Annotated in this window: 23 protein-coding genes; 20 read left to right on the forward strand and 3 right to left on the reverse strand. The window is 51.2% G+C overall.

The features are described 5' to 3' along the window. The 14 genes from JW878_02745 to JW878_02810 all read left to right on the forward strand — a co-directional run. On the forward strand, positions 1–434 hold a 434-nt coding region (locus JW878_02745; GenBank protein MBN1761987.1), incomplete at its 5' end, for a dockerin type I repeat-containing protein. Between the two features lie 31 nt (positions 435–465). Then, on the forward strand, positions 466–2,481 hold the full coding sequence (locus tag JW878_02750) for a fibronectin type III domain-containing protein (GenBank protein MBN1761988.1): 2,016 nt from the start codon (positions 466–468) through the stop codon (positions 2,479–2,481). 25 nt (positions 2,482–2,506) lie between these two features. Next, positions 2,507–3,502: a hypothetical protein gene (locus JW878_02755; protein ID MBN1761989.1), complete on the forward strand. Its 996-nt coding sequence runs from the start codon at positions 2,507–2,509 to the stop codon at positions 3,500–3,502. A gap of 140 nt (positions 3,503–3,642) precedes the next feature. Next, on the forward strand, positions 3,643–4,794 hold the full coding sequence (locus tag JW878_02760) for a hypothetical protein (protein ID MBN1761990.1): 1,152 nt from the start codon (positions 3,643–3,645) through the stop codon (positions 4,792–4,794). After that, positions 4,791–6,035, forward strand: a complete 1,245-nt coding sequence (locus tag JW878_02765; protein MBN1761991.1) for a hypothetical protein — start codon at positions 4,791–4,793, stop codon at positions 6,033–6,035. The genes JW878_02760 and JW878_02765 overlap by 4 nt, the downstream gene beginning before the upstream one ends. Positions 6,036–6,044: 9 nt before the next feature. Continuing rightward, a complete protein-coding gene (locus tag JW878_02770; GenBank protein MBN1761992.1) occupies positions 6,045–9,320 on the forward strand; it encodes an Ig-like domain-containing protein in 3,276 nt (1,091 codons plus the stop codon). 93 nt (positions 9,321–9,413) lie between these two features. After that, a complete protein-coding gene (locus tag JW878_02775; GenBank protein MBN1761993.1) occupies positions 9,414–10,220 on the forward strand; it encodes a hypothetical protein in 807 nt (268 codons plus the stop codon). After that, complete coding sequence (locus JW878_02780; GenBank protein MBN1761994.1) at positions 10,213–11,199, forward strand: PGF-pre-PGF domain-containing protein; 987 nt, start codon at positions 10,213–10,215, stop codon at positions 11,197–11,199. Before JW878_02775 ends, JW878_02780 begins: the two co-directional genes overlap by 8 nt. A gap of 1 nt (position 11,200) precedes the next feature. Then, positions 11,201–12,016 carry a PGF-CTERM sorting domain-containing protein gene (locus tag JW878_02785; protein MBN1761995.1) on the forward strand — a complete coding sequence of 272 codons (816 nt, stop codon included), beginning with the start codon at positions 11,201–11,203 and terminating at the stop codon, positions 12,014–12,016. After that, entirely contained in the window at positions 12,013–12,615 is a 603-nt protein-coding gene (locus tag JW878_02790; protein MBN1761996.1) for a molybdopterin-dependent oxidoreductase, read from the forward strand. The genes JW878_02785 and JW878_02790 overlap by 4 nt, the downstream gene beginning before the upstream one ends. A gap of 13 nt (positions 12,616–12,628) precedes the next feature. Beyond that, a complete protein-coding gene (wtpA, locus tag JW878_02795; GenBank protein MBN1761997.1) occupies positions 12,629–13,672 on the forward strand; it encodes a tungstate ABC transporter substrate-binding protein WtpA in 1,044 nt (347 codons plus the stop codon). Positions 13,673–13,702: 30 nt separating this feature from the next. Then, positions 13,703–13,834, forward strand: a complete 132-nt coding sequence (locus tag JW878_02800) for a TOBE domain-containing protein (GenBank protein MBN1761998.1) — start codon at positions 13,703–13,705, stop codon at positions 13,832–13,834. A 144-nt stretch (positions 13,835–13,978) separates the two neighbouring features. Then, positions 13,979–14,209: a hypothetical protein gene (locus JW878_02805; GenBank protein ID MBN1761999.1), complete on the forward strand. Its 231-nt coding sequence runs from the start codon at positions 13,979–13,981 to the stop codon at positions 14,207–14,209. 54 nt (positions 14,210–14,263) lie between these two features. Continuing rightward, a complete protein-coding gene (locus JW878_02810) occupies positions 14,264–14,629 on the forward strand; it encodes a hypothetical protein (GenBank protein MBN1762000.1) in 366 nt (121 codons plus the stop codon). 74 nt (positions 14,630–14,703) lie between these two features. Here the strand turns inward: JW878_02810 and JW878_02815 are convergent, their stop codons facing one another. Then, complete coding sequence (locus tag JW878_02815; GenBank protein ID MBN1762001.1) at positions 14,704–15,513, reverse strand: uridylate kinase; 810 nt, start codon at positions 15,511–15,513, stop codon at positions 14,704–14,706. A gap of 801 nt (positions 15,514–16,314) precedes the next feature. Beyond that, a complete protein-coding gene (locus JW878_02820; GenBank protein MBN1762002.1) occupies positions 16,315–16,611 on the reverse strand; it encodes a 50S ribosomal protein L21e in 297 nt (98 codons plus the stop codon). An 84-nt stretch (positions 16,612–16,695) separates the two neighbouring features. Between JW878_02820 and JW878_02825 the strand changes: the two genes are divergently transcribed. From JW878_02825 to JW878_02850, 6 genes are all read left to right on the forward strand, one after another. Further along, a complete protein-coding gene (locus tag JW878_02825; GenBank protein ID MBN1762003.1) occupies positions 16,696–17,928 on the forward strand; it encodes a mannosyl-3-phosphoglycerate synthase in 1,233 nt (410 codons plus the stop codon). A gap of 17 nt (positions 17,929–17,945) precedes the next feature. Next, on the forward strand, positions 17,946–18,761 hold the full coding sequence (mpgP, locus tag JW878_02830; protein MBN1762004.1) for a mannosyl-3-phosphoglycerate phosphatase: 816 nt from the start codon (positions 17,946–17,948) through the stop codon (positions 18,759–18,761). 22 nt (positions 18,762–18,783) lie between these two features. Beyond that, a complete protein-coding gene (locus JW878_02835) occupies positions 18,784–21,444 on the forward strand; it encodes a glycoside hydrolase (protein ID MBN1762005.1) in 2,661 nt (886 codons plus the stop codon). A gap of 45 nt (positions 21,445–21,489) precedes the next feature. Next, a complete protein-coding gene (locus tag JW878_02840) occupies positions 21,490–21,684 on the forward strand; it encodes a hypothetical protein (GenBank protein ID MBN1762006.1) in 195 nt (64 codons plus the stop codon). After that, entirely contained in the window at positions 21,681–24,926 is a 3,246-nt protein-coding gene (locus JW878_02845) for a PAS domain S-box protein (GenBank protein MBN1762007.1), read from the forward strand. Before JW878_02840 ends, JW878_02845 begins: the two co-directional genes overlap by 4 nt. A 117-nt stretch (positions 24,927–25,043) precedes the next feature. Continuing rightward, complete coding sequence (locus JW878_02850; protein MBN1762008.1) at positions 25,044–25,298, forward strand: hypothetical protein; 255 nt, start codon at positions 25,044–25,046, stop codon at positions 25,296–25,298. A 69-nt stretch (positions 25,299–25,367) separates the two neighbouring features. On the opposite strand, the gene JW878_02855 is transcribed toward JW878_02850, so the two are convergent. Further along, the gene (locus JW878_02855) at positions 25,368–25,811 is read right to left on the reverse strand and encodes an Lrp/AsnC family transcriptional regulator (GenBank protein MBN1762009.1); all 444 of its coding nucleotides are present in this window, start codon (positions 25,809–25,811) and stop codon (positions 25,368–25,370) included. Between the last annotated feature and the right edge of the window lie 386 nt (positions 25,812–26,197).

Consider the following 26,197-nt stretch of genomic DNA (forward strand, 5'->3'; position numbering starts at 1 on the left):
ACGGCACGTCAGAAGGCCTGCCGGTTGATAACTGCACGTGCAAGGAGCACAAGTACGAGTCCTGGCTCTGGAACACGACCACCGAAGCGTACGATCCGTTCACCGTGCTCTTAACGGTAACGGACGACGGCTGTCCGGAGGAGACGAACTCGACCGAGTTCCCCATCACCGTCTATATCGCCGGTGATGCAAACGGTGACGGCGAGGTGAACATCATCGACGCCGTCTGGGTCGGCAAGCACTGGCGTGAAGAATGTCCTGCGCCTGCAGATCCCGAAAATCCCTGCGCTACTGAGTGCACCGGCTACCTCTGGTTCGCAGAGCAAGACGAGCACTGGGCGCAGAAAGACGGCGCGGACCTCAACAACGACTGCGAGATCGACATCCTCGATGCCGTTGTCATCGGTGCGAATTGGAGGCATACTGCGTGGTGATACTAGAAAGGAGGTTAAAAAGAATGAAAAAATGACGAGTAATAAAACGGCATTGGTTGGCACTATAATACTGGTCGTGCTGTGCATAATACTGTCACAGCCCGCACTTGCCGCACCGGTGATCAGCGTTATACCTTCACAGCAAACGGTCTGGCAGGGTGATAACGTTACCGTGAACGTCACGGTCGGGCCCATGGGCTCTGAGGTGATGGGCGCACAATATGATCTCTATTTCGACCCTCTTCTGTTGAATGCGACTGAACAGGTAAGCGGCTCGTTCCTCAGCCAGGACGGTGCAACAACCATGGTCGTCACCAACGAGTTTAACAATACCCTTGGCCTGGTCGGCTATGGCGAAACTCGAATGGGCATCGATTACGGGGTCATCGATTCCGGAACCCTTGCAACCATCACGTTCAAGGCGATGGAAGCGGGTACAAGCAGTTTAAGTTTGAGCAATGTGCTCCTAAGCGACCCGTTGGGCGGGAGTATTTCCGGTATTCTGGTCAATGGCGGGACCGTGGAAATCAAAGGAACGCACTTCAATATCTCGGGGTCTGTCACGTACGAGGACGGCACTCCGGTGTATAATCCAAACGTGACGATAACAAATCTCAACACGGGTGAGGTTATGCGTGCAGACGCCAATGGAAGCTCGAACTACTACCAGCTCTTAACGAATTTCGCGCACGTGGGTGCGGGAGACGAACTTCAATTTTATGTCACTGACGACATCGGGAACGCCACGCAGGTAAACCACGAGGTCTCGCAAGCAGAGATGGACGTCGGCGGTTTTGTGCAAAACTTCACCCTGTATCCGCCCGACCTCACGCCACCCCTCATAACGAACGTCAGCGGCGTATCAACCGGAAAAGATTCTGTTGTCATCGCGTGGGAGACCGATGAGCCGAGCGATAGCGTGGTGAAGTACGGTACGCAACCTGAAACTTACATCGAAACGGCCTCTAACGCATCGTACGTAATGCAACACAGCTTCACAATCGCCGGGCTCCGCCCGAATACGACCTATTATTTCGTGGTTAACAGCACCGACCCGAGCAGCAACGCCGCACAGAGCCCGGAATACAACGTTACCACATTCGCCGAGATCTTCATCAGCATCGGCAACGCAAGCACGTTGGCAGGAGAGATTGTTACCATCCCGATTGTCATTCGTAACATCATCAACGTCGGAATTGTCGACATACGCCTCGAATATAATCAATCGGTAGTTCACGTGATCGCGGTGGACGAGAGCGATTTTGATTTCATGGATGCTTCTATTGACAATGCCTCAGGCGTAACACGCATAGGCGCATACCAGATCGCTTCAGCCGGGTTGAATGAGCAGGTCCGTGTTGCAAACGTCACGTTACAGGCCGTTGGAAACGGAGGGGAAGCGTCCGTTCTCGGAATTCGGGTCCTCGAATTGAAGGAGGCAGGTCCTGAGGAAAACACGATCCCCGTAACCGTGGAGAACGGAACGTTCAGTATAACAGAACTCACACCACCCGTGGCAACAAACCCAACTGCGAACCCGGCATGCATTCCTGAAGATACCGACTCAGATCCGCGGTGGGGTGAGACCTCGCTTTTGAACGTCACGGTAACCGACGATTGCGGCGTTGCGAGCGTTGTCATCAACCTCTCGGCACTCGGTGGCTCGCCAGAGCAGTCCATGACGCGCATCCCCGGCACGGACGTCTGGACCGTAACCATTCGTGCAGCAGAAGGGTCGGCGCTGTGCATTAATGAGAGCTACATACTCCACAATCTCACGATTACCGCGACCGACATATTTGGGAACGCCAACGCATCTACTCAGATCCAGGTGACGGCCATGCGGAACGGCGATGTGAGTGAGAACGGGGAAGTGAGCCTGTATGACGCGATGTATCTCGCAAAGCATCTGCTTGGCAAACCCGAATTCGAAGCGATGAACGAGGCAATAGGCGAGGTAAGCGGGAACGACGCGGTAACACTGTACGATGCCATGTACCTCTCAAAACACGTGCTTGGTGAATCAGGCTTTGAACTACTGCACTGAATGAAAGGAGGTGAAAGAAAGAAGAATGAAAAAGACGCAAAAGGAATCGAAAAGGAACCCAACAGGTGGCCTGAGGTCAATTGGAACAGTGGTAGCTCTGATTTTTCTCATCGTCGCGCCGGCTGCTGCAACGACACTATCGATTGATGACATCTTTACCACGGCCGGTGAAGAGACCACAACCCACATCACGATCACCAACGCGATCAACCTCGGCGTAGTAGATATTAATCTCACGTTCGACCCATCGCTGGTTCAGGTAACTGCCGTTACGAACAGTGATCTTGACTTCCTTCACGCGGTGGTAAACAATGCCACGGGTGTTGTCCGGATAGGTGGAATGGACTATGGCGATGGCGTGAACGGCGATATCACGCTGGCGGAACTCACGGTTAAAGCGGTTGGTGAACATGGTGATACCGGTGCACTACAGGTGAGCATCAACGAGCTAAAAGAGGCGGGCACCGTTGAGACTTCGATACCCGCGACGGTTGAAAACAGCATGGCATACATCAACCTCCCTCCCATTGGCTTTGGCATCTCGGCGCACCGCTATAATAACGTCCACTCACCATTTCAGAGCATCGCGGTCTTCGACGCTTCCCGTTCTCATGATCCCGACGGTGACGCGATCACCGCTTATGCGTGGGACTTCGGAGACGGCTCCGCTTCCGCAGGAGAAACCGTAGAGCATGCGTATAAGAGCTATCGGTGGGCAGACGGGAGTTATGAACCTTTCTACACCGTCCTTGCGGTTAGCGACAGCGGGGGACTGTTGAATACCACCGTCATACCGATTGCCGTGTATATTCCCGGCGATGCAAATGGCGATGGGGAGGTCAACATCCTCGATGCGGTATGGATAGGGAAGCAGTGGCGGACAAGCTGTAATGCACGTGTGTCCGGCGGCTACCTCTGGGACGATCCGCAAGCAGACGGGGCTGACCTGAATAACGACTGTATCGTCGATATCCTGGACGCCGTCATTGTGGGTGCTAATTGGAGAGAGACAGCATGGTAAGAAAAAAAATCGAAAGCTTTTTTATATCGAATGATGCTATATCGCATATCGATCGGCAAGAGCCCGGTAGGGCGCATCGAAAAGACGCTCGATAACGAACTGGAGTAAATAAAGCGAAAAGAAAGGTGATGTGATGAAAAATGAACAAAAATAGGCTAATAGTGACTGGATTGGCAGCGTTCGTTCTACTCTTTGGGGTAGTGGCGGGTATGAGTGTGCAGGCCGCACAGGGAGCGAGTATCAGCGTGAACCCTGCAAGCGTTAACGCTGAGCGGGGAGATACGTTTACGATCTCCATCACCGTGGATCAAGCCGGCGCTGAACTCTACGGTGCTCAATACGTCTTATATTATGACCAGAGCATACTCAATGCAACCGCGCAAGCGCAGGGGACGCTTTTAAGTCAGGATGGCAAGACCACGACTGTCGTGGCAAATGTGATCAATAACTCGCTCGGAAAACTCGAGTATGCAGAAAGTCGAATGGGGGTCCCGGAAGGGGTGACCGCCTCTGGCGTATTGGCGACCGTCACCTTCGAGGTTATTGGTACCTCAGGGACGAGTCATCTTGTCTTTAGTGATGTCAAGCTCGTTGACTCGGATGATCCGCCTAATGAGCTTAGCCCGGTCACGAGAACGAACGGAGTCTTCTCGGTGAAATATGAGGGTGGTGATACCTCCTCATCCTCCTCCTCGTCCTCGTCGTCTTCGACGCCACCTTATCCCTCCGTGAACCCGATCACCGTTGAACAGGCGTACGAAACGCTGCAAGAGGAACCTGGCGACTTTATTCTTCTGGATATCCGCACGGCGGAGGAGTATAGCAGTGAACACATCGACATGCCCGGACTCGAGGTACTGAATATCCCCGAGACTAAGGTGGCAACGAGACTCGAGGAACTGGATAAAACGAAGCGGATTATGGTTTACGATCAATCGGGCAGTGGGAGTAAAGCCGTGTGTGATGACCTCGTCGAGCAAGAGTTCGAGGACGTTTACAACATGCTCGGCGGCTTCGACGAGTGGAAGAAGATGCATTATCCTACAACTCTTCTGGCCGGGCCCACACCAACGAGTACCGTATCGTCTAGTGCAACCCCAACTTCTTCCTCACCAGATGCCTCATCTGTGCCCATCGCACAGCCTTCTGCCACCACTGGCACTGAAACCAACCAGACTTCAGCAGAACCATCGGGAGCGATACCGGGCTTTGAAGCGCTCTTCGCGCTTGGTTGCATACTCGTCATAGCCGTTCTCACCCGTAAAAAGAACAGAAGGCGTCGTGGAGAATGAAAAGAACTCTCGCCATTGTCTTCGCGGTCATCGTGCTCTGTAGTTTTGCACCGATTGGTTGTGATACGTTAGCAGCCCGCGAACAGGCATCGAGTGCGTCAATAAGCATCGAGCCATCGAGTATAAACGTAAAAACCGGAGAGAACTTCACGGTGAATGTCTCGCTTGATCCGAACGGCGCTGAAATAATGGGTCTTGAATATATTATCCTCTTTGACACGACGCTGGTGACCGCAAGCTCCGTAACCCCGGGGGATTTTTTCGACGGGTTCACCACGATGTCATTCGGGGAGGGTATTAACAACTCGCTCGGTCTCATTGATTATGCAGAAGCTATATTTGATGAGGGGTGTGTTACCACCCAGGGCACGGTTACCAGCATTGCATTTCAGACCACCGGCGCTCCAGGCAGAGCAGGGCTCCTTTTTCAAACGGCTACGTTAAGTAACACGACAGGATATAAGATCCCGGTGACCATCAGCAATAGCACCTTAGAAATAGAAACACCGCCTTATCCGTTCCTGATTTGCGGCTATGCGTTTTACGATGACGGAACTGACTGCAAAAATCCCACGGTGGCGATAACGAATCTTAACACCAGCGAAAGCTGGAGCGCGGAAACGTCAGCTTCTTCTCACTACTATCAGCTTTCGCTCACGCACGGTCAGGATATCTATGCCGGGGATATATTACAGTTCAACGTTACGGGCCCCTACGGCAGCGAACCAAACGTCACCGAGCATACAACAACCCAGGAAGAGGTGAATAACGGTGGTCTTTTCAACTTCAACATCACCCTCGAAAACGAATCGGTTAGCTTTGACACTGGCGCGTCAGACGATCCTTATCCCAGTATTAGTGGCGTGCATAACGGAACGATTAAACCTGACCGTCCAATAGAGGCTAACACGATATACACGTATTCTTGCCCAGGCACTGGCGGCCATATCGAATATGCCCGTCTTTGGGGCGACGACGTCGATGCAGTAGCAACGTGGGCCGGATACGAAGGTGACTGGCATAACCTTACCTTCAACACGATGTTCGTACTCAATCCGGGTAGCGCTTATAATTATACCATTCGTACGGACTCGTATCCCCAGATTATCCACGTGCCTCCGGCAGAGGCACAACATAACGTGACGGGAGGGGCCATCACGTGCGACGAGTTCAGAGACGCAAATGGCCTCATGCACGAGGGGTGGATACCGGCGTTCAGGCTGTGGAAAGAGGAAGGCTAACCATAAAAAATGAAGAATGTGGTGAGAGTCTTGTTGCTCATCGGTATCGCAGGCATTGTCGTGCAGATGGCTTCAGCGGCAACGATAAGCGTTGAACCGTCCTATCGACGTGTTTCGCCCGGAGACGAATTTACGGTGAATATCACCGTGGATCCGGAGGGCACCGAGATGTACGCCGCTGACTATACTCTTCACTTTGATACCCTCGTATTGCAAGCGATCAGCCAAACCAAAGGGCCATTTCTCGGCGATAATACGCTCATTGTATCGAATGAACTCAACAATGTGCAGGGTATCATCGATTATGGCGAATCGAGAAAGCTCCCTGAGACCACCGGGGTAACGAACCCCGGGGTACTCGCAACGTTGGAATTTGAAGTACGATACCCAGGTATGAGCGAGCTTCGATTCGAAGAAGTCACCCTGAGCGATTCTGATGGCTCTAAAGTTGACGATGTTAACACAACGAACGGAACCGCTGAAACGACGGATTCACAGCCAGCCCAACCATTCCTCGTTTACGGGTACGTCTTTTACCACAATGGCAGTTCATGCGACGACCCCTTTGTTACTATCACAAATCTGAACACGAGCGCGGTATGGTCTGCGGAGAGAGATGAAAGCGCTCACTACTACCGGCTCACGCTTTCCGCACCCGCTCATGTAGCTGCCGGAGAGGTATTGCAGTTTAATGCCACTTCTCCTGACGGCCGTCGATCGAATACAACATCCTGCGAAATCTCGGCGGATGATGTAGCGAATGGCGGACTGTTCAACGTCAATCTTACCCTGGCCGCACATGATATCAAGGTCTCAACCGATTATGCCGGCGCGGTGAATGGGGTAACGATTACCCGCGATGGCACGGACGTCGTAGGAGCCGATGAGAACCTGACGCGGGGCGAGACCTACAAGATCCGCTACACGATCGTGAACGATGGCAATGAGAATGAAACGGTAAACATAACGGTCAAGGCAGAGAATGCAACGTGGTCCGAGGTTATAGACACGCATACGTGGACGATAAAAGTCGGCGAGTCTAAAACGGCTACCGGAGATCCCTGGGATACCACGGGACTCGCGCCGGGCGCGTACACGATTACCGTCAACGCGAGCATCCCTGAAGATATCGATTGGTCGAACAATGAGCGAACACGGGTTGTTAGGCTTGCAGTACCCGCACCGCCCGGTGGCCCAAATATAACGTCGTGGGATCCGTTCGAAACTGAGATAGCCGACGATGCAGGTGCGACGCGAACGTTTACTATCACCATCAATCAAACGGTGGACGTGACGTGGCTGATCAATGGAACGATTATGCAGACGAACACGAGCGTGCCCGCCGATACGCCCTGTCGTTATACTAATACAAGCGCTCTGGCAGGTTACTGGAACGTATCAGTCAGCGCCACGAATGCGAACGGTACTGCCCGACTGACATGGTGGTGGACGGTGACCGATACGACTCCGCCAACCGTGGTGGCAACAACACCCCTCGCGGGCGAACTGAACGTGTCGGTGACCACCGCTATTACTGCGACCTTCAATGAGCCAATAGACGCTTCTAAGCTGAATAACGCGACCGTTCGCCTTGAGAATAGCACCGACACCATAGCGGGCATGGTTACTTACGACTCCGTAACGAGAACCGTCGCGTTTGACCCCGCGCACGACCTCGAGTACAACGAAACGCACACGGCAACGATCACAACCGCTGTACAAGACCTCGCAGGGAACAACCTGTCGTCCGTATTTACCTGGAACTTTACGACCTCAGCACCACCGTCAACTAGGGTATCTATTGCAGATGTTACCGCGGCGCCGAATGAAAGCATTACGGTGCCACTCATGATCGAGCACGTGACGGCCCTAGGCTCAGGCACGATTGACATTTCCTATGATCCCGCGGTAGTTCACGTTACCGGGGTGACGAACGGAACGGGGAATGCCCTGAAGGTTCAGGCCTGGAACGTTGATAATGCTACCGGTATCGTACATATCGTCGCCTGGGATGCTACGGCACCGCATAGTGGCAACGTCATCTTTGCCAACGTCACCTACAAAGCGGTCGGAAATGAGACCGACGTCAGTCCATTGAGCATAACCGTGCGAAATTTGGAGTATTATGGCAACTATTCGCCGATCCCGCATTTCGTTAGTAACGGGTCGTTCACCATCCAGGACGCAACTGAACCCACGTATATATGGATCGCGAAGCCTGAAGCTGGCACGACCGGCGAAGCCGCCACGGTGAGTATCTTCGTGACCGATAATGTCGCTGTTACGAACTACAGCATAACCGTCGATGGCGGCGAATATACGATGACAAAGAACGGCGACTACTATAACTATACCATTGCCGTTCCACTGGATAGGGTAGCGGACATCCACTACAACTGCACATTCAAAGACGCTGAAGGGAACGCGAATAGTACCGAAACCGTTACCCTGCAGGTTACGGACAACGATCCGCCCGAGATCAGTGGTGTAACTGGGAATACCAGCACGACAACGGGCGAAGACGTGCCGATCACTGCGCAATTCCGCGACAACATCGGAGTCACCGACGCGCGCCTCTTCTACAAGCCCGTCGACGGCTACTGGCAGTCCGCGGCCATTGCGAATAACACCCCGTATAACGTCCCCGTTGCGAGCGATAAGATCGGAGAGATCTTTTATTACCTATCGATCGATGATGCCGAGTCAAACGGCCCGGTCAATTCCTCTACCTTTACTATTACGGTTACCGACAATGATAAGCCAACGATGGTGCTCACGCTCTCCCGAGATACGATCCTTAACGACAACGGCCGGTTACGGCCTCCCGGCACTAACCACACACGCCTGAACGTTACCGCGATTGACAACCTGCCCGAGGGGATCGCCAGCGTTACCGTCAACCTCTCCGCACTCAGCCTGTTCGAGAGCCAGCCATTGGAGCGGATCGCTGGCACGGATGTGTGGACGGTAAGCGTGAACGCGCCCTACGAGACCGGCGTCAATCTCACGAACGAGCTGATCGTTAACGTAACAGACACAGCCGGTAACGCTAATACGTCTGCAATTTCGGTCACGGTGCTGAGGCGGGGCGACGTTATGCGTGACAATGTTATCACCTCCGGAGATGTGCTGTACATAGCAAAGTACCTCGTGGGAAAGGAACCCGCACCTGATTTGCTTGTCGCCGACATCGTGCCGGCAGAAGGTGATGGGCGCCTTACCTCGGGCGACGCGCTCTACATAGCTAAGCACTTGACATACCCAGAAACGATACCGGCACCATAAGATCGAGCAGAGCGAGGGAGGCACTCATTTGCGCAGGTGGGTGCGTGAATGAATATCGCTACGCTCTCCATCCAAGGAGAAAGTGAACCAAAAATGAGACGAATGGCAAGAAGGATCGGGCTGCTTTGCCTTGTACTCGCCGTGCTCGTATTGCAGGTCGCTGCACAGACGGCGATTGTCAGTATCGGCACGGTCAAGGTAGCGCCGAATAGCAGCGTGACACTTCCGCTTATAATCAGTAGAGTGATGAATCTCGGCTCAGGCACGATTGACGTTTCCTATGATCCCGCGGTCGTTCACGTCACCGGGGTGACGGACGGAACGGGGGATGCTCTGAAGGTTCAGGCTTGGAACGTTGATAATGCTACCGGTATCGTGCAAATCGTTGCGTTGGATGCCGCGACACCGCATAGTGGTACGGTAATTTTTGCCAATGTTACCTTCAGCGCAGTCGGCGAGGCAACGCAAGAAAGTCCGTTGAACATCACCGTGCGAGATCTGGGGGATTATTTCAATTATACAGAAAATCCACGTTCGGTAACGGTAACCAACGGGACGGTTACGATCAGCCAATCTGAAGAGCCAACGCCGAAACCCACGTCTGGTGGTGGGGGCAGGAGTGGGGGAGGTGACGGCCTGTTTTGGTTCACTTCGCCAAGCCCCACGTCCACCGAAACACCGCTCGAAGAAACGGTAACATCAACACCCGGTGAACCACCCAGCCCAACGGGGACACCACCCGTCACGTCCTTGGCACCGACGTCAATCGCTTCACCCGCACCACTAGCAGAGATAACGGAGATTCCCAGGCTGCTCATATTGATTGCGATCGCCATCTCCGTTACGCTGGTCGTATTGGGCTATTTCATGAAGAAACGGAAGGACCGGAGAAATGTATAACTATACGAGCAGAATGGGCTTGCATCAGCAGATAATACACGAAAGGTACTTCACAACGCTCGATGGAAATGGCAATGCCATGTCGAGTGTCATTTTTACGTGGACGAGCAGTAATGAGAACATCGGCACCGTTAACGATACTGGCTTATTTGAAGCGTTTACCTCTGGAACTGCAACTATTAGCGCTGCTCATGGGAGCGTAACAGGAACGGCAACAGTAACGGTAGTTGATGGAGGTGGAGATGGCGATGGAGGGGACGGTGGTAGCAGCGGGGGCTCAAGTGCGAAAGTTACCCCGACGCCGACACCTACACCCACCCAAACGGCTCCCACGGTGACGAAAGCATCGCGATCCGTTCCTGTGCTGAATGCCGGCGAGGAAGTTGCGATGGTATTCGAAGGTATGGATGTTTCACTGCTTACGCTCAAAGCAGATACCACGGTAAACGAAGTAACGGTGACAGTGGAACGCGTGGAAAAGGCTGTTGATATCCCAGAACCTTCAGGCATAGCCTACGCTTATCTTGATATTACCCTCGAAAACGCCGAGAGTACGAGCATAGAAGGAACGGTTGAGTTCAAAGTGGCGAAATCGTGGGTCATTGATAACGATATAAACGATACAACGATCACGCTTAGCCAATACAATGAGGGGAATGGATGGACTACGCTTGCTACTTCCAACGTTTGGGAGGATAATACCTCTGTTTTTTTGGAGGCTGAGATCCCACACTTTTCGCTTTTCGCGATAACAGGTGAGAAGAAAGAGAAGAACGAAACGGCAACTCCTTCGCTGGCTTCTTCTCCAACAACGACATCAACACAAACGCCTGTGGCAACGCCAACCGCACCGCCTAGTCCTCACGAAGGAACACCAACACCAGATGCTGACGAGACACTTCTGTCAGGATTTGATATACTTTTCGCCGTTTGTGGGTTACTCGTTGTCGTTTACACTGTTAAGAGGAGGAAAAAATAAAATGAAACGAACTATGATATTTGGATTTACGTTGCTGCTTCTGCTGTTGGTCTGTGCAACGGCTCTCGTTCATGCAGATCCAACAACGGAAGTGCGCGTGATAAAGTATGCAGAGAACGGAACGATCGTAAACGAAACGACGCTAACGTACCAGTGGATGGAGGGCAATCTGCCAGTGCTCGGGGATGGTGTCACGCATTACTACCATCAGGGCCCGGTCTTTGAAGGTGATAAGTGGGACCCTAACGAGACGACGAACTTTAAGGATAAAGGTGCAGTGAAGGGAACGGACGTAAAGGATTTGTGTAAGCTCGTCGGAGGCATGGAGCCTGATGATGAAGTGATGATTCACGCGCCAGATGGCTACCACGTGGAATTTGGCTACGCAAATGTCTACGAGCCGCCGCCTCGCCAGGGTCCAATCGGTTTGTGTTGGTATTGCGGCGAGGATAGTGATGTTGGGGAACGGCAGGGAGCGGGGTATCCGCCAGACTACGCGCTGGGCATGCGGCTTGTCTTCTTTGCTGACACGAGCACGAATACGGAGGGCACGCACGTATTTGGCAACTGGGACATGCACGAATGCCTACCTGAAAAGACGCACCATTTCTATGAACTCTACCCCTCGACCAACGGATTTTCAGTGAAATGGGTCGATGAGATTCGGATCTACACGGGCGGGTATACCGGTGAGCACGGTGATCCTGCCAAATCGATGCCCACACCGACGCCTCAATCAATACCCGGCTTTGAGATCGCCATTGCCCTCGCAGGTTTGGCAGTGGTCACGTATGCGTTACGGAGGCAAGATAGATGAGCGAGGGTCGTAGCGTCTCTAGATTGGTTCTCATCGCCATTGCAGTGGTCTGTATCGGCGCTCTAGCAGCAGTTGCGTATCTCAATCCGTTTGGAGCGCCGGAAGAGCACATCGATTGGAATGTGACGCTGATTGGCAGCGGAGGCGACGCGCGAGTCCTGACATTTGATGAACTCAAAGCACTGCCGCCCTATGAGGGTTATGGCGGATTCTTTACCACGGTGGGGATTGTAAATGGCCCCTATAAATGCAAAGGGGTTCCCATAAAAGAACTCGGCGAGCTCGTTGGTGGAATTGATGCCTCAAACACCGTTTGGGTTTCGGCACCCGATGGCTATTTAATGGCCTTCAGCTACGATCAGGTCAACGGCAATTTCCGCACGTTCGACCAAACAACGTTTAGAGAAGTGCCACACGACGAACTGACGATGATCCTGATGTATGAGCAAGATGGTGCACCACTCTCCGACTATGATGGGCGACCGGTCAGAATTGCGATCGTCTCCGCGCGCGGCGACTATCTCACCGAAGGCTCTTACTGGGTGAAATGGGTGGATGAAATCGAAGTGCGGACACCAGCGAGTACGAACACTTCATAGAAACATGATCAAAATGAAATACCATATCGCGATGGTACTCATTGCTGCGGTGGTGCTGAGCGCAGCCTGCATATCGCCAGCGCAAGAAAAGAGTAAAGTGAAAGTGATCTATGCAGGGAGTTTGATTATCCCGTTTGAGGAGATGGAAAAGGCGTTTGAAAGCGCACATCCCGATGTGGACGTGCTGCTCGAGGGGCACGGGAGTATCCAGGCGATTCGGCATATAACCGAGATACATGAAGAGTACGATGTACTTGCCGTTGCCGACGACTCCTTGGTGCCGGACATGATGTATCCCGAGTATGCGGACTGGTATGTGCGATTCGCAACGAATCAGATGGTAATTGCGTACACCGATAAGAGCCTGTATGCCGATGAGATCAACGAATCAAATTGGTATGAGATCCTTGCCCGGCCGGATGCGGCATTTGGGTTCTCAAATCCCATGTTCGATGCCTGTGGCTATCGAACGCTGATGGTGGTTCCTCTCGCTGAATTGTATTACGAAGATGATACGATCTTTGACGAAGTGATTGGAAGCAATTTCGAGCCTCCGATACCGATGATCGAAGAAAACTGTGTTTACACAGTGGTTGCACCTGAAGTATTTGAGCCCCGGGGGGATAAACTCGCGATTAGGGGAGGAAGTGTGCAGCTCTTAGCACTGCTCGAATACGGCGGTATTGACTACGCCTTCGAGTACAAGAGTGTGGCTGAGCAGCATGAACTGCGCTACGTGGAGTTACCGCCAGAGATCGATTTGAGCTCACCAGAATACAGCGAGAATTACAAGAAGGCCAAGGTTAATCTCGGCTTTCAGCGTTTTTCGTCGGTCGATATCGAGCGGATTGGTAGACCAATTTTCTATGGGATAACCGTCCCGAAGAACGCGCCGAATCCAGAACTCGGGCAGGAGTTCGTGAACTTCGTGCTCAGTGAAGAGGGCCAGCGCGTACTCCGGAGTACGAATCAGCCCACGATACCTTCCGAAGCAGATAATGTGAGCGCGCTACCGGAAGAACTACGAACTGTGGTGACCAAAGAGATAGAAAACTAGAGGGCCCAAGAGAATGAAATTACTGTCGAGTTGGTCAGTAAATCGGGTACCGAGCTTATCGCGCTTATTACCAAGCAATCTCGTGCTGAGCTCAAACTCCAGCAGGGCGACACGGTCTATGCAACCTTCAAAGCGACCTCGGCACACGTAGTGCGCGAATAATTGTATTCTGACATTCCAGCAAAAACGCCGCGGGAAAACTATGGATAATCTTCCATATCGTACCTTGTACGCGCCTCCGCCAGAGAAAAAAGCATAAGTTTTTATATACCAATTGGTATATCTATTGATAGGAGGTGGTAAAAAATGACTGCAAAAATCTATGTTCGAGAGCGAACGAAAGTAGGAAGTGGCGTCAAGCAGCCAATGTTCAGGGTTGTTGCCGTAACGAATAAAGCAGGTGATGGCACACACCTGAAGATCGAGGGGACTCACTTCAGAAAGACCGAGCTTGAACAGATTGCAAAGGATGTTGGTGCCGAGCTTGTTTATCTCCATGCCGTGCCTGAAGAGGAGCGAGGCAGCAAGAAAGAGTGATGGGGGATAAACCCCATTCATTTTTTTTATACTATCTATCTATGGAGAAACTGAATGGAATCATTGAGCGAAGCGGATATTTTTGAGGCGGCGGTAAAGATCCTGCTCGGTGTTGACCGGTGCATCACCATCCATTTCATTGCGGGCTCAATTGCTATACAATTTCCCACCACACGGAAACTGGCAGACTATCTCAACGTACCGCACTACTATATACTCCCCTATTTCGCAATGATGGAGAAGGAGGGCTTGATTACCCGGGTTGAACGGGTGGGCATCTCGACGACTCCGAAAGGGACGCGCAAATTAATCGAATACCTGGCGAGCACCACGTACAGGGAACAGACCGAAGAACTTCTCGGACACGAACTCTTCAGTGAGCTCCAGAAGAAAACCGAATCGGTAGATTCAGAGGATTGATTGAATAAGCCCGTTTCAGACAGAGCGATTGTCCAGGTTTAGTGCTGAATTGTTCTTCACTCCATTTATAACAGTTAATCAGACCTGATGATGGTGCCGACCTTTTCCCCGCGAAGCGCCTTGGTAAGCGTGCCCTGTTTATGACCATTGACGATCTTCACTTCATGGATGTTGTTCGCATCCCGGAGCAGTTCAACAACCTTCCGCTCCAGAACGAGGTCTTCCAGATCCAGCTCCATGAGTTCCTCTGCGGTGATCTCTTCGATGAGCTGGGCATCGGGGTTTTTAAAAGGATCTTCGGTATACAGCCCATCAACGTTCTTCAACAGTATGCAATTCTTTGCTCCGAGCACCTCTGCGATAAGGAACGCACCCGTATCGGTCCGGTGTGGTGGAATCATCCCGATCTCCGGCGGATGCTCGTACAGGCCATAGGGTGGCGTGCCATGTATGACCGGGAGGATATGCATCGCAAGGAGCATGGTTATCTCTAACAGATCAGCGACGTGAATTCTCAATGCGTTGTACTTTGAGAGCAGAACCGCCAGCATGATCGCATTCTGCTCACTGATCTTGCCCGCAAGCTCCGCCAGCACGCCCGTTGGCATGCCAAGGTCGAGTCCGATATCAAGGATGTGACGAACCCGCACACCACCGCCGGTGACGACGAGTAGCTGAAGCTCCTTCGAGAGTTTACCGATCTCCTCGACAAGAGGAAGAACTATCGGCGCTCCAAAATCAATGATTCCGTGACCCCCGATCTTGACAATATTGAGCTGAGGTGCAATCCTCACCTGTTCTCGGTTCTCATACCGTTGCAGCAGCCCTTTTCTGACCAGGCTCTCTCCTTTCAGCTTCGATGCCAATTCATGCCTGCCTTCCATGATAACTAACCTCTCTCCCCTTTTTCAGAACCATATTTGATTTCCGCGGTTATAAGCATTTGCGATATGATCGAAGATGCGCGTGGAACAACGCTAGTCACCTTATTCGTGATTTACGGGGAGATACATTATCTGTGACCATTCATATAGTGGTGTAATTACTGGTTGGTCAAATTATGCTGGAGAAAATTTGTAATAGAGATGGAATTAGGGACTCTTTCCCCCTTCGACTCTTCTTCTCACATCCAAAATGAAGGAGATTTCTCCCCCCCAGCAACATCCCGTTTAACGAGACAACGAGACATTCATGCCCTAAAAAAACGATACCTGCAACTACACCATCCACACGGGCTCATATCCACAAATCATCTACGAACCCTCATTCAATTCAATGCAACCGGAGGAACAATTATGTGCACAGAATTCTTTGATGGCAATCGATATAACGATTGTGCTCCAGCGATAAAATGGTACTGATAAAAAAGAGGTTTCATTCTCCCCCCAATTTTTTTTTCCAAACACACCATACATCCGATGACCCCTTCGCTTCTTCGCTTTTGTAGGAAAAAGCGGAAGTAATTTCAAAAATCAAAAAAATCTTTTATGATTATTTTGTCCGCAAGGTGTGTAATAAAACTAAGGATCCGTCCGCTACAGCAGATGGATCGCATCGGGCCCATAGAATTCTTAGCGTAACTGGTCTTGGCGCAACTTCACTTCAAAATCGGCACTCAAAAATTGTCACCGTTGCGGGCTGCAAAACGAAAATAAGAGAAGAATAGCGTCAAATATTTGGTGCGGTCACTCCTGCAAGCGCAAATGCTCCGCACGGATAAAGAGCTCCTTTTTATGTTGCTTCTTGCCGTCTGAAATCTCAACGATGTACGCTCTCCCTCGCTCGCCCTTTACCGTGCCGGTCATGCCGTGAAATCGTTGATGCGGCATGCCTTTATGCACACTCGGGTCTATACGGATATGCACCCGCTCCTCAGGTGCGAAGCTCTGAATGGCTCTGCTTATGGGAGACAACCCTCGCTCCCGCTTTCTCTTACTCAACTTCTTCCTCGTATTCTTCCTCTCTCCGTGTGAACGCGCCATCGCTTCTCCCTCTGCTTACCTTACTTAGTTAGCATTATACCTTTATAAAATAAAAACAAACATAGTAGCTAGCGGGTGTGGATAATGCTTATTGAAATGCCAAGGCATACCGAGATTTTTGGCTCCGTGAAGATTCACGAGATGCAGCGTGTTTTGAAGATTGATTCGGGGCGATTCGAAAATCCACGCGCTAAAGACATCCCCTTTGATGCCATCAAAGATATTTTACGGCGTTTCGCTATCATCGTACCCGTGAAGGATGAAAAAATACATTTGCTAGACGGTGTTTTACGAGCCATTCCTTTTGACTGCACCGTTATTGTGGTCTCGAATAGCAAGCGAGAGGGACCAGATTTCTACAAAATGGAGATGGACGTGGTAAAGAATCTCCACGATCTAACGCAGCAAGAGATACTTATTGTACACCAAAAAGACCCTGATTTGGGCTTTGCGTTTTATGACGTGGGTTATGGCCATCTTCTTCGTCGGGATAAGATAGTCAGGGACGGTAAGGCAGAGGGTATGATTATCGGCATGCTGCTTGCGAAAGCACTTGGCAAGGATTACATTGGATTCGCCGATGCCGACAACTACATCCCCGGTTCGGTTCGTGAATACGTAATAGATTATGCTGCGGGATTCTGCATGGCTGAATCGCCCTACAGCATGGTTCGACTGCACTGGCGTTATAAGCCAAAGGTAGTGGAGGATAAGCTCTATTTCCAGAAATGGGGGCGGGTAAGCGAGACCACGAACAAGTATCTCAATCTCTTAATATCAGCACACACCGGCTTTGAAACCCGCGTTGTGATAACAGGCAATGCAGGTGAGCATGCGCTGACCACAAAGCTCGCAGACATCTTGAGCTATTCAACCGGCTACTCGATCGAACCATGCCACTTCGTCTGTTTGTTTGATCGGTTTGGGGTGGGTGTAGAAAATACTGCAGATATGGAAGCTGCGAATGCAGGTATCGAGATCTTTCAGATTGAGACGTTAAACCCGCACATACACGAAGAGAAAGGAAGGGCACATATTAATAACATGCTGCTCGGCTCGCTCCAAACGATTTACCACTGCAAGCTCTGCACTGATTACGTACGGTCAAAAGTTCTTGAGGAGCTGGGCGATATTCTGGAGTGGGAGGGGCCAAAGAAGAACCTCGTATTGCCGCCCTTTGGAGAAATCGATGCACCGCGATTTATGAAGTTGCTTGAAAGCACTGCGGAAACCTTCGCACGATTTGAACAGGGTGCTATCGTGAGTGAAGGAGGGGATAAGGCGTATTTGAAGGAAGAAAGTCCTCACACGGTGTAGACAGGCAGGATCTAACAATGAAAAAAGTGCTCTTCACCGATCTCGACGGTACCATGCTCGATCTCTTCGATTATTCGTACGAAGCAGCTATTCCGGCTCTGGAATCCTTGAAAGAGCGAAAGATCCCTGTCATTTTTTGCACCGCGAAGACCTTGGCGGAGAACGAATATTACCATACCATTTTGGGCGTGGAGGACCCGTTTATCGTTGATAATGGCGGGGCGATCTTCATACCCAAGAATTATTTCTCGTTCGAGTTCGCGTGTAAGGAACGGGGCGATTACTACGTTATCGAGCTCGGTGCGTCGTATGCTGCGTTGAGAGCGGCCTTAACGGCGATCCGCTCGGAAACGGGCTTCAAAATAACCGGGTTCGGCGATATGACGGCAGAGGAAGTGGCGACCGATGCGAATCTGAGCGTCGAAGCGGCGGAGCGTGCGAAGCAGAAGGAATACAACGAGAGCTTCATCTTCGATGTCGATGAGCCGGAGGATAAAGAGGCTCTTTTGTTCGCGAAGATCGAAGAGAAGGGTTTCGCGGTCACGCACGGTGGACGCTACTACAACATTCACGGGAGGAATGCGGACAAGGGGATGGCAGTGAAGAGACTCACGGCACTCTTCAAGCAGGAATACGGCGGCGAGGTGAAGACTATAGGTGTCGGTGACAGCAGGAATGACATTCCGATGCTCAGCGCCGTGGACCAGCCGGCCCTGGTAAAGAACAAAAAAGGCTCGTGGCTTGAGTTCACACTGCCGAATCTGTATAGGGCGCAGGGCGAAGGGCCGGAAGGCTGGACGGAGGTAGTAGAAAGGTTTATAAGTGATAAATGAGTTGGTAGATGTTTGAGGTACTATGGCTAAAAAGAAGATGGAAGCCAAAGATACGATTTATCTCGTTCCGCACACGCACTATGATGCTATCTGGGCGTTCACGAAGGAGGATTATTTCTACATCAATATGCTGCTCATTCTGAAAGGGGTGGCGGAGCTGGTGGAAAAGACCGATTTCAAGTTCCTCGTCGAGCAAACCTTCCTGCTGGAGGAGGTGGAGAGACGGTATCCCGAACTGTTCTCCCAGATCGTAGCGCACATCAAGGCAGGCAAGATGGAAGTTGCCGACGGTGAATACCTGATGGCGGACACGATGCTGCCGAATGGCGAGACGCTGGTGAGAGAGGTACTGGTGGGAAAGCGGTACGTTAAAGATAAATTCGGCGTCGATGTCCCGGTAATGTGGCAGGCGGACAGTTTCGGTCTGAATGCCCAGCTTCCGCAGATCTATAAAAAATTAGGCTACAAGTATGTTGCATTCCGGCGTGGGATACCGGAGAATAAACCCTCGGAATTCCTGTGGGAGGGCCTGGATGGGACGCAAATTTTGACGCACTGGATGCCGTTGGGATACCGAGCAGGCTTGGACTTGACAAAGCTGGATGAGAGTTATGATAAGCTCAAGAAAGCGGCGGTGACCTCTAATATCTTGATGCCTTCCGGGAGTGGTGTGACCATGCCACAGCCAGAAACACCGTTTGCGGTCAAGGAGTGGAACAACAAGCATGGTAAAAAAGCGCTGATGAAGATCGCGACACCGCTTGAATACTTCGAAGCGCTGGAAAAAGACGTAGAAGGCTTGGACCTTGCCGTTCGGAAGGGCGAGATGTATTCAGGGCAGTATTCCGAGGTTTTTCCTGATTGCTGCTCGAGCAGGATGTGGATAAAGCAGGGGCTTTGCAACTACGAGAATTGGCTGGAGTGCGTCGAGCGATGGGGTACTATCTCCTGGCTCCTTAATAGTTACTATCCTTCTGATGAGTTACGAGAGAGTTGGCGGAAAATTTTATTCATCGCATTCCATGACGTGATCCCCGGAACGGGTATGGATCCTGGTTACGATGAAGTGAAGCAATACTTTAACTTCCTCAAGACCTATATGTCCGCGCTCTGCCCTCGCATATTCTCTCAGCTCATAGAGGAGGAAGCGGAATTCGGAGAGCATACCCGTTCCCTTGAGAAGGGCGCGGAGGAGCATGAAAGCGGCGATATCATTGTGTTCAACTCGCTCTCGTGGGAAGTGAAGAACTGGCTGGAGATGGATTTGAATTTCGAGCAGGGTGAAGTGGTGTCGATCGGCGGTTTGAAAAGTGACGCTGAAGAGATTGAGATAGAAGTTATACGTTTTACACGGTATGTTGATGATTCACTGAAATATGCGCGCGTGGGTTTTGTTGCTACGGTTCCCGCGATGGGATATAATGTCTACACGATCCTCGAGCGTGAGCCTCGACGCTATGCGTTCGATCCCGATTTTATACGGATACACGGTAATACCATAGAGAATAGATTCTTCGGCGTGGAGGTGAACCCTGCTAACGGCTTGATTGATGTGCTTCACAAGGGCGAGGCCGCATGCAGTACAGCCTGTAAAGCAAATGAACTTGTGCTGGAAGAAGAAACGGGAGACCTGTACTACCACAGGCAGGAATTATGCATTCCCTTGAAAACCGAAACGGGTGAAGGAGTGAAGTACGGCGCGTTCAGGCTGAAAAATTTCAATATACAAAAGAGCCCGTTGCGGCGGGTGATCAATGTCGAGACCGATTATTTCTCGCTCCGATGGCCGTACCGTTTGACGGAGAAGATGGAACCGCGAATATGGCGGCATAAATTTTTGGAATGCACGAAAAAAATAGTTGTTTATAAAGGCGTTCCGCGAATAGATTTCATCACCACGGTGGTGGACAAGCATCCGAGAGCACGGCTCCGCGTGAAATTCTCCACGAATATAAAAGCCGCTGATTATGTCTGTGGCACGCAATTTGGTGCGGTTTCTCGCCCACGAAGCGAAATTAGATGCCCGTCGGGAGAAGGAGAAGAAGGCGAGACGTGGCATACGTGGGTCGAAAAGCCTCGGGGAGTATATCCATCACAAAAGTGGTTTGATTATTCTGACGGCGAGAAAGGGTTAACAATAATTCATCACGGGATACCGGAAAACGTGATAAAAGACGGGGGCATCTATTTGACATTGCTCAGAAGCGTTTCTATGCTCTCCTCTAATGGTAAGGCCGGCCCTGCAGTACCGGTTCCCGATGCGCGCGAGATGAAAAAGTACACGTTCCGGTATGCTATTTACCCGCACGGAGGCGATTGGCGTGAGGCCGAACCCTATAGGCATGCGCTGGAGTTCAACATCGATTTAGATGCGATGCAGCTACCAAAGGGCGTAAAAGTGCCTTTAAAACGGTCATTTTTGAAAATCGAACCGACAAGTGTAATCCTATCAGCACTGAAGCGAGCCGAGGGTGGCGACGACACTATTCTGCGATTTTATGAGACAAAAGGCGAAAAAGCAGATGCAGAAATAACGCTCTTTAAAGCGCCCACGGAGGTCAGGGTGGTGAACCTGCTGGAGGAAGAGGATAACGAGTTGGCAAAAGAGGTGAAGCAGGAAGGTAAGAGTATAATGTTGACGGTAAACCCCTTTGAGATCGTTACGTTGCGGATGAAATTCTGATCGCGCACAGAGATAAGCAAAGTGTTGAAAAGGATCCTCTAAAAAATGAAGAGGAGGAAGATGGTGAGATGCGTGCATGAGAGAGAAGAGCATGAGGAGGCAGAAGAGCGGTCCAAGAGCCGTTTCCCTGCCACTAATCTGGTGGGTGAGACGGATTCGCCCGGAAACGCCTGTCGTGGTTGTGGCCCGACTGGTGCAAGTACCCTGCAACGGTACGCTGCTAGGAGGCGTGCATTATGAGTAACACAGGGAAAAAAGCGCCCACGAAGCTTGATATTCCAACCGCTGGTATGGATAAGGTAACTCTGCTGGTTCTCTTCATACTAGCCTTTCTATTCCTAATGGTTTTCGTGCCGCTCAGTTCCGCAGAGGATGCAGCAGGGGCAGGGCGAACAATCTTAGTGGGTACCTATGAAAACAGCCCCAAAATATATACTGACGAGCAGGGGAACACGGTCGGACTGTTTCCTGACCTTCTGGCGTACATCGCGGACTCAGAAGGCTGGGAGATTCAGTATGTTCATGGCACCTGGACGGAGAACCTGGAGCGGCTGGAGAGGAATGAGATCGATATCATGCCGGACATGGCCTACTCCGACGAGCGAGCGGAGATCTACGCGTTTAACAACGAGTCGGTACTGATTAACTGGGGGATCCTTTACACCAAAAAAGATTCGGAGATCCAGTCGATCCCGGACCTTCAAGGCAAGCGAGTGGCGGTGATGAACGGGAGCATTCATACCGTGGGGGAGGCGGGCATCATCAAGCTCGTCGAGCAGTTCGACGTCGACTGCACCTTCATCGGGGTCGATGACTATACCGAGGTGTTCAGGTTACTGGACACGGGTGAGGCGGATGCAGGCGTCGTCAATCGATTATTCGGCGCTCTTCACGAGCAGGAGTTTGACGTGGAAAAGACCAACGTCGTATTCGAGCCCGTCGATCTCAAGTTTGCCTTTTCGAAGAACTCGACCCTCAGCGGACTCCTCATCGAACGGATCGATTACCACTTGCTGGCCATGAAAAAGGATCCGGACTCCATCTATTATCAAACAGTAGAGAAGTATCTCTTCGTTCCGGAAGAGATGAGGATCCCGGATTGGGTTGTGCCAGCGTTTTTTGGTCTGTTAGGGCTCGTCGCTCTGTTCCTCCTTATGAGCGCGGTACTGAAATGGCAGGTGAACGCAAGAACGGCGGATTTACGAGCCACCACCGAGGACCTTGAGCAGGACGTTATCGAGCGGAAGAAGGCGGAGGAGAAACTGCAAGAGTCTGAAGAGAAATATCGTGCGTTGGTGGAGAACGCTAACGAAGTCATAGTCGTGGCTCAGGAGGGCGTACTTAAGTTTGCCAATCCGAAAGCCGTGGAAATTACGGGCTATTCTGCGGAAGAGCTGCAGAACAAACCATTTGTGGAGCTTATCCATCCCGACGATCGGGCGATGGTAGTTGAGCGCCATCGCAAACGGCTGAAAGGTGAAGCGATCTTGGGCATCTACCCGTTCAGAATTGTTACCAAAGGAGGAAAAACAAAGTGGGTTGAGATCAATGCGGTTCTGATCACATGGGAGGGCAGACCTGCCACTCTGAATTTCATTAGCGACATCACGGAGCGGAAGCGAATGGAGGAAGAAATCAGGCTATCTGAAGTCCTGTATCGAACCATCTTCGAATCCACCAGTGCACCTACAGTGATAGTAGGGGAGGACACGACGTTAGTTCTGGTGAACGAGGAATTTGCCAAACTCGCCGGATACTCAAAAGATGAGCTGGAAGGTAAGAAGAGCTGGACCGAGTTCGTCGTGAAGGAAGATCTCGAACGGATGAAGAAACACCATTATGCACGAAGAGAGAATGCAAGCAGTGCTCCGGGGCAGTATGAATTCCGGTTTCTCGACCGATACGGAAATGTTCAGGACATCTATCTGACCATCGCCATGATCCTCGGAACAAAGAGGAGTGTGGCCTCATTTATGGTCATTACCGAGCGCAAGCAGGCGGAGGCGGCGCTGCTGGATGCGTTAAAGAAGCGTGAAGAGCTGGAAGAAATTGTCAATAACAGCCCAGCTATCGTCTTTCTCTGGCGTGCTGCTGAAGGCTGGCCGGTTGAATTCGTCTCCGATAATATCCGGCAGTGGGGGTACACCCCGGTGGACTTTTATTCGGGTGACGTACCGTATGCAAGTATAGTTTATCCGCCCGATCTGGAGCGTGTGGCCTCTGAAGTGGATCGTTATAGTCAGGAAGGGCGCACTGAATTCGTTCAGGAATATCGGATTATCACGAAGACGGGCGAGATTCGATGGCTCGAGGACCGCACCTGGATAAGACGTGACGCAGGGGGCGTTATCACGCACTACCAGGGGATTGCCCTCGATATTACCGAGCGGAAGCGAGTGGAGGAGACGCTGCAGGAGAGCGAGGAGAAATATCGCAACCTCGTCGAGCGCGCAAATGATGGTATTGGTATCCTTCAGGACGGCGTGGTCAAATACGCCAACCAGCGTTTGCTTGCCATGGGCGATTACAGTACCGTGGAGTTAATTGGTGCCCCGTTTACGACTTTCATCGATCCGAACGAGATCCCTGAGGTCGTTGACCGTTATGAACGCCGATTTGCCGGCGAAGAGGTACCACAACTTTACGAGACGGTGCTCCGGGCTAAGGATGGCAGGAAGATCTATGTAGAGTTCAACGCAGGTCTCAGCACGTATGAAGGCAAGCCCGCCGACCTCCTCTTCGTTCGGGACATCACGGAGCGGAAACGAGCGGAGGAGGAACGCGAGAGTCTTATTAAAGAGCTTGAGATGCGGAACGTGGAGATGGAGCGGTTCGTTTACACGATCTCGCATGAATTGCGGACGCCGCTGGTGACCCTGCAAGGCTACGCTGACCTGCTCCGAGAAGATGTGGAACGAAACGAAGAGAGGCACGTGGAAACCGATTTGACGTTTATAGAGAACGCCGTAACCTCGATGGGGCTACTCCTGGAGGACACGCTGGCGCTCTCCCGTACCGGGCGTGTGCTGAATCCGCCGGAGGATGTGCCGTTTGGCGTGCTGATTAGAGACGCGCTGGCGCGCCTGACAGACCAGATAAAGTTAAGCGGTGTTGAAATTTCCGTTGCCGAGAACTTCCCCATCGGGCACGTGGACCGGATGCGGGCCGTCGAGGTGCTGGTGAACCTCATCGAGAACGGCATCAACTTCATGGGCGACCAACCCTATCCAAAAATAGAGATCGGCTATCGCCTGGACGGCGAAGAAACGGTGTTCTTTGTGAAGGACAATGGCATGGGGCTTGATAAGAGCCAACACGAGAAGGTCTTCGAGCTGTTTTACAAGGTTGACAGGAGCGGCAAGGGCACCGGTGCGGGTCTCGCAATCGTGAAGCGGATCATCGAGGTGCATGGCGGTCGGATCTGGGTTGAGTCCGAACTGGGTAAGGGCTGCACGGTCTGTTTTACGCTGCCGATCCGATAGCCATGATCTTCCCATCAATGACACGGCTCCTGACGTACTGTACTATACTTAGGTACAACTATTTCTTTTTTAATTGCCGATACATTAACTACCGCGAGCGAGTAGCAGAGTACGATGATGGGGAAAAAGTTTCGTAACGCAGGCGTTGCACAGGTCATGCTGTATACTGACATAGCTGCGAATATGACGACTATTTCTAACGGTATTGCACGCGCTGTGGAGAGCGTTCTATTTGTGCTGAAAGCTAATGCAGCGGTCTCGGCGAACGGAACAATCAGTTGCGGTGATAGTATACTTGTAGATCAAAACGGCGTTGTTATCCAAGAAGCGGATCACCGCACTGAAACAATCTTGAGTTGTAAGCTCGACTAGATAGAAAAAGAACCCGCACAAAAAAGAGACCAACGTACTTCTGTATTCGCACGCGTGATCAGAAGTTGGTTATATCTCATAATCAGTATCCTTAACCTTCCGCATTACGATCTCAACCGTATAATTTTGAATCGGGAATTCGAGTAACAGCTTATTGTTAATAAAAGAGGTCAAATTATTTTCGTTATCGAAAAGACCAACAGCATTAATTGAAAACTGGCCGGTGGTCTGATAGATTTTGATAAACTCGTTCAGCTTTACTAATTTGGGTAAGGTGCTTCTCATCGCCTTCGGCTCTATCTCAAGATTGAATAGTGCGAGGATCCTCTTACCGAATTTTTTCGGATTAAGTAAAATAGTATAGCTCCTGATATAGCCGCCTTTCTCCAATTTCTCGAGTCGGTATCGTACACCATTCTCACTTAACCCGACCTCTTTTGCGATCTTAGATATCGGCGTGCGAACGTCACGTTGCAGTATCTCAAGGATCTGGGCATCTATTTTGCTCACCATCATTAAAGTAAAACAGCGGCTTCTATAAAAGACTTCCGAATCTTCAGAAAAAACGTGAAAAAGCTTCCGTTTCCTCAGAAAAGCTATTTAAGCGCTTATAAGATACGGTTAACATAAGTTATGTACTCGATATGTGGTTTTTTATCTGATTATGTGACATCGACGGGTATCGCTACCGCTGTGCTCCAAAAGACAGAGCACAGAGGTCTTGATGCTTACGGATTGTGTGTTGATAGGACAATTGGGCAGCGCAGAGAGATAAGCGCTTTGGATAGTCGAGATCCTGTAGAAGTATGCAGAGGGCGTTCGGGTCCAAGCAGTAATAGAAGGTTAAAGGGGAAAGCAGGGTATTTGCTATCTATGCCTGCCAAGTCTAGTGACGGTCC

The sequence above is a fragment of the Methanomicrobia archaeon genome (assembly GCA_016930255.1).
In the GTDB taxonomy this organism is placed as follows: domain Archaea; phylum Halobacteriota; class Syntropharchaeia; order Alkanophagales; family Methanospirareceae; genus JACGMN01.